This is a genomic window from Streptomyces sp. URMC 126, from assembly GCF_051386555.1.
GTDB lineage: Bacteria > Actinomycetota > Actinomycetes > Streptomycetales > Streptomycetaceae > Streptomyces.
Genome location: NZ_JBPQTX010000504.1, coordinates 1 through 3,175 on the forward strand (window position 1 = coordinate 1; position 3,175 = coordinate 3,175).

Sequence of the window (3,175 nt, forward strand, 5' to 3'; positions counted from 1 at the left end):
GGACGAGGCGGAGCAAGTCGTCGTGGTCAGCGCAGCAGGTGATCGGCCCGTCAGGGGCGAGCGTGGGTCGCGGACGAGGCGGAGCAAGTCGTCGTGGTCAGCGCAGCAGGTGATCGGCCCGTCAGGGGCGAGCGTGGGTCGCGGACGACGACGCTCATGGCGCTGACGCCGGTCCGCAGCCGGAGGGAGTTGAAGTTGGGGAAGCCGGGGGGCCGGCCGACGGGCGGCTCTCGGGCGCAGGAGGCGAAGTAGTACTCCCGGTCGTGGGTGGCGTGAGCGCGCCAAGCCGGCGGCATGGCGTGGGCGGGCGCGCCGTCGGATGTCCGCGAATGCCCGGGCGGCGGCCGAGGGGCGGGAGCTCCGGCGGTGTCGTGGTGGTCGACGGTGATCGGCTCTTCGTGGGCGCGGACGGTGGCGGTCGCGTCGAGGCCGGGCGAGTTGCCGGACTGGGCGTCGAAGTTGGTATCAGAGGCCTCTGTGGTCGGTGACGAGCCGCAGGCCGGGGCGATGGCGTACGGCTACGTGCAGGCCGAGAACCGGGCGAGGTCCCAGAAGTCGTGGAGGGCAGTGGCCTCGGGGCCGCCGGCCGGTAGGACCTGGCTCGGGCGCGGTTGCCGTCCCGCGCCTTCTCCAGCGGAAGCCGGTGTCGGTGGGCACTAAGCCCTCCGGTGGTGGGTGACGCCGTGCGGGATCGAGTGGTGTCGCGGCCGCTCCGCACCGGGCCCCCTTGGGCAGGCCGGTGCGGAAACGATGCACCTCGGCAGCCTCCGGCGGGGAGGCCGCCGCGTGCTACGCGGGCGTCCCCGCCGTCACGGCGTAGAAGGCGACGGCCGCCGCCGCGCCGACGTTGAGGGAGTCGACGCCGTGGGCCATCGGGATGCGCACCCACTCGTCGGCCGCCCGCAGGGCCTTGGCGGACAGCCCGCTGCCCTCGGCGCCGAGCATGAGGGCGACCCGCTCCAGGCGGTGCGGGGCGGCCACGTCCATCGCGGTGGCCTGCGCGTCCGGGGTGAGGGCCAGGACGCGGAAGCCCGCGGCCCGGACCGTCTCCAGGTCGCGCGGCCAGTTCTCCAGCCGGGCCCACGGGACGGAGAACACGGCGCCCATGGACACCTTGACGGACCGCCGGTAGAGCGGGTCCGCGCAGTCCGGGGAGAGCAGGACGGCGTCCATGCCCAGGGCGGCGGCGCTACGGAAGATGGCCCCGATGTTTGTGTGGTCGTTGACCGCCTCCATCACGGCGACCCGGCGGGCCGTGGCCAGCAGCCCGGCGGCGTCCGGCAGGGGCTTGCGCGCCATGGAGGCGAGGGCGCCGCGGTGTACGTGGTACCCCGTCACCCGCTCGGCCAGTTCCGGGTCCACGACGTAGACGGGGGCGGGGACGCCCTCTATGACGTCGCGCATGGCGTCCACCCACTTGGCGGAGAGCAGCATGGAACGCATGCCGTACCCCGCGTCCACCGCCCGGCGGATGACCTTCTCGCCCTCCGCGATGAACAGGCCCTCGGCGGGCTCGCGCCGGCGGCGCAGCTCGACGTCGGTCAGGCCGGTGTAGTCGTGGAGCCGGGGGTCGTCGGGGTCGTCGATGGTGATGACGTGGGGGGACTGCGTCATGGGGCTCACGTGCCTCGTGGTGCGTACGGGTGGGGGTCCGGGGCTCGGTCTCAGCTGCCGACGGCGGGGGCCGGGCGCGTACCGCCGGCCTCGGCGGCAGCGGCATGGGCGGCGTTACCGCTGGCGCCTGCAGCGTCCTCGCGGCCGATGGCCACGACCTCGCCGATGACGATCACGGCCGGCGGGCGTATGCCCTCGGCCCGCACCCGCTCCCCCACCGTGCCGAGGACGGCGTCGACGCGGCGCTGGGCGGCGGTGGTGCCCTCCTGGATCACCGCGACCGGGGTGTCGGCGGACCGGCCGTGCCGGATGAGGGTCTCGGCGATGGCACCGCACTGCTCGACGCCCATCAGCACCACGAGGGTGCCGCCGAGCCGGGCGAGCGACGGCCAGTCGACGAGGGAGCGCGGGTCGTCCGGGGCGACGTGCCCACTGACGACGGTGAACTCGTGGGCCACCCCGCGGTGGGTGACCGGGATGCCGACCGTGCCGGGGACGCTGATCGAGCTGGAGATGCCGGGCACGACGGTGCAGGGGATGCCGTGTTCGGCGAGCGCCTGCATCTCCTCCTTGCCGCGGCCGAAGACGAACGGGTCGCCGCCCTTCAGGCGGACGACGGTCTTGCCGGCCTTCGCGTGCTCGATCAGGGCGTCGTTGATGGCCTCCTGGGCCATCGAGCGGCCGTACGGGATCTTCGCGGCGTCGATCACCTCGACGTGCGGCGGGAGTTCGTCGAGCAGGTCGCGCGGGCCGAGCCGGTCGGCGACGACGACGTCGGCCTCGGCGAGGAGGCGCCGGCCGCGCACGGTGATCAGGTCGGGGTCGCCGGGGCCGCCGCCGACGAGGGCGACGCGTCCGGCGCCCGGGCGGGTGCGGCGGTGCGGGGCGGCGATGGAGCCGTCGCGCAGCCCCTCGACGATCGCGTCGCGCAGGGCCGCCGTGCGGCGGGGGTCCTGGCCGGTGAGCACGGCCACGGTGACGCCCTCGCTGCGGCCGGTGGCCGGCGTCCAGGCGGTGGCCGCCTCGGCGTCGTCGCTGCGGACGGCCCAGACGCGGCGGGCCTCCGCCTCGGCGGACGCGGCGCGGTTGGCTTCGGGGTCGTCGGTGGTGATCAGCGCGTACCAGGCCCCGTCGAGGTCGCCCTCGCGGTAGCGGCGGCGTTCCCAGCGCAGTTCGCCGGCCTCCGCCATGGCCTCCACGGACGCGGTCGCCGAGGGCGACACGAGCAGGATGTCGGCGCCCGCCGCGATCAGCGCGGGGAGCCGGCGCTGGGCGACCTGGCCGGCGCCGAGGACGACCACGCGGCGGCCGGCGAGTCGGAGCCCTACGGGGTAGGCGGCGAAAGGTGGGTGCTCGGCCATGGGGTTCGCGGATCTCCTCGCTGGTCAGGGGCGCTGGGGACACCCTACGTGGGCTTTGTTAGCGGGGGGTTTCGCCCCTGGCCCGCCCCTTCACCGTTTCCTGGGGCCGGCCCCAGACCCCCTGAAACCGCGCTCCGCGCGGTTGTCCTCAAACGCCGGACGGGCTGAAGTGCGCGCCCAGGCGCACTATCCAGCCCGTC

3 protein-coding genes are annotated in these 3,175 nt (G+C 75.1%); all 3 read right to left on the minus strand.

Translation table 11 applies throughout. The features are described from left to right. Positions 1-50 precede the first annotated feature (50 nt). Complete coding sequence (locus ACSNOK_RS32010) at positions 51-296, minus strand: hypothetical protein (protein WP_436784296.1); 246 nt, start codon at positions 294-296, stop codon at positions 51-53. Positions 297-789: 493 nt separating this feature from the next. After that, the gene (locus ACSNOK_RS32015; protein ID WP_436784297.1) at positions 790-1,614 is read right to left on the minus strand and encodes a TrmH family RNA methyltransferase; all 825 of its coding nucleotides are present in this window, start codon (positions 1,612-1,614) and stop codon (positions 790-792) included. A gap of 50 nt (positions 1,615-1,664) precedes the next feature. Continuing rightward, a complete protein-coding gene (cobA, locus tag ACSNOK_RS32020) occupies positions 1,665-2,975 on the minus strand; it encodes a uroporphyrinogen-III C-methyltransferase (protein WP_436784298.1) in 1,311 nt (436 codons plus the stop codon). Positions 2,976-3,175 lie beyond the last annotated feature (200 nt).

Bases quoted from the DNA above. Each gene is read 5' to 3' on its own strand.
- cobA (WP_436784298.1), bottom strand. From the start codon at position 2,975: ATGGCCGAGCACCCACCTTTCGCCGCCTACCCCGTAGGGCTCCGACTC.
- ACSNOK_RS32010 (WP_436784296.1), bottom strand. From the start codon at position 296: ATGCCGCCGGCTTGGCGCGCTCACGCCACCCACGACCGGGAGTACTAC.
- ACSNOK_RS32015 (WP_436784297.1), bottom strand. From the start codon at position 1,614: ATGACGCAGTCCCCCCACGTCATCACCATCGACGACCCCGACGACCCC.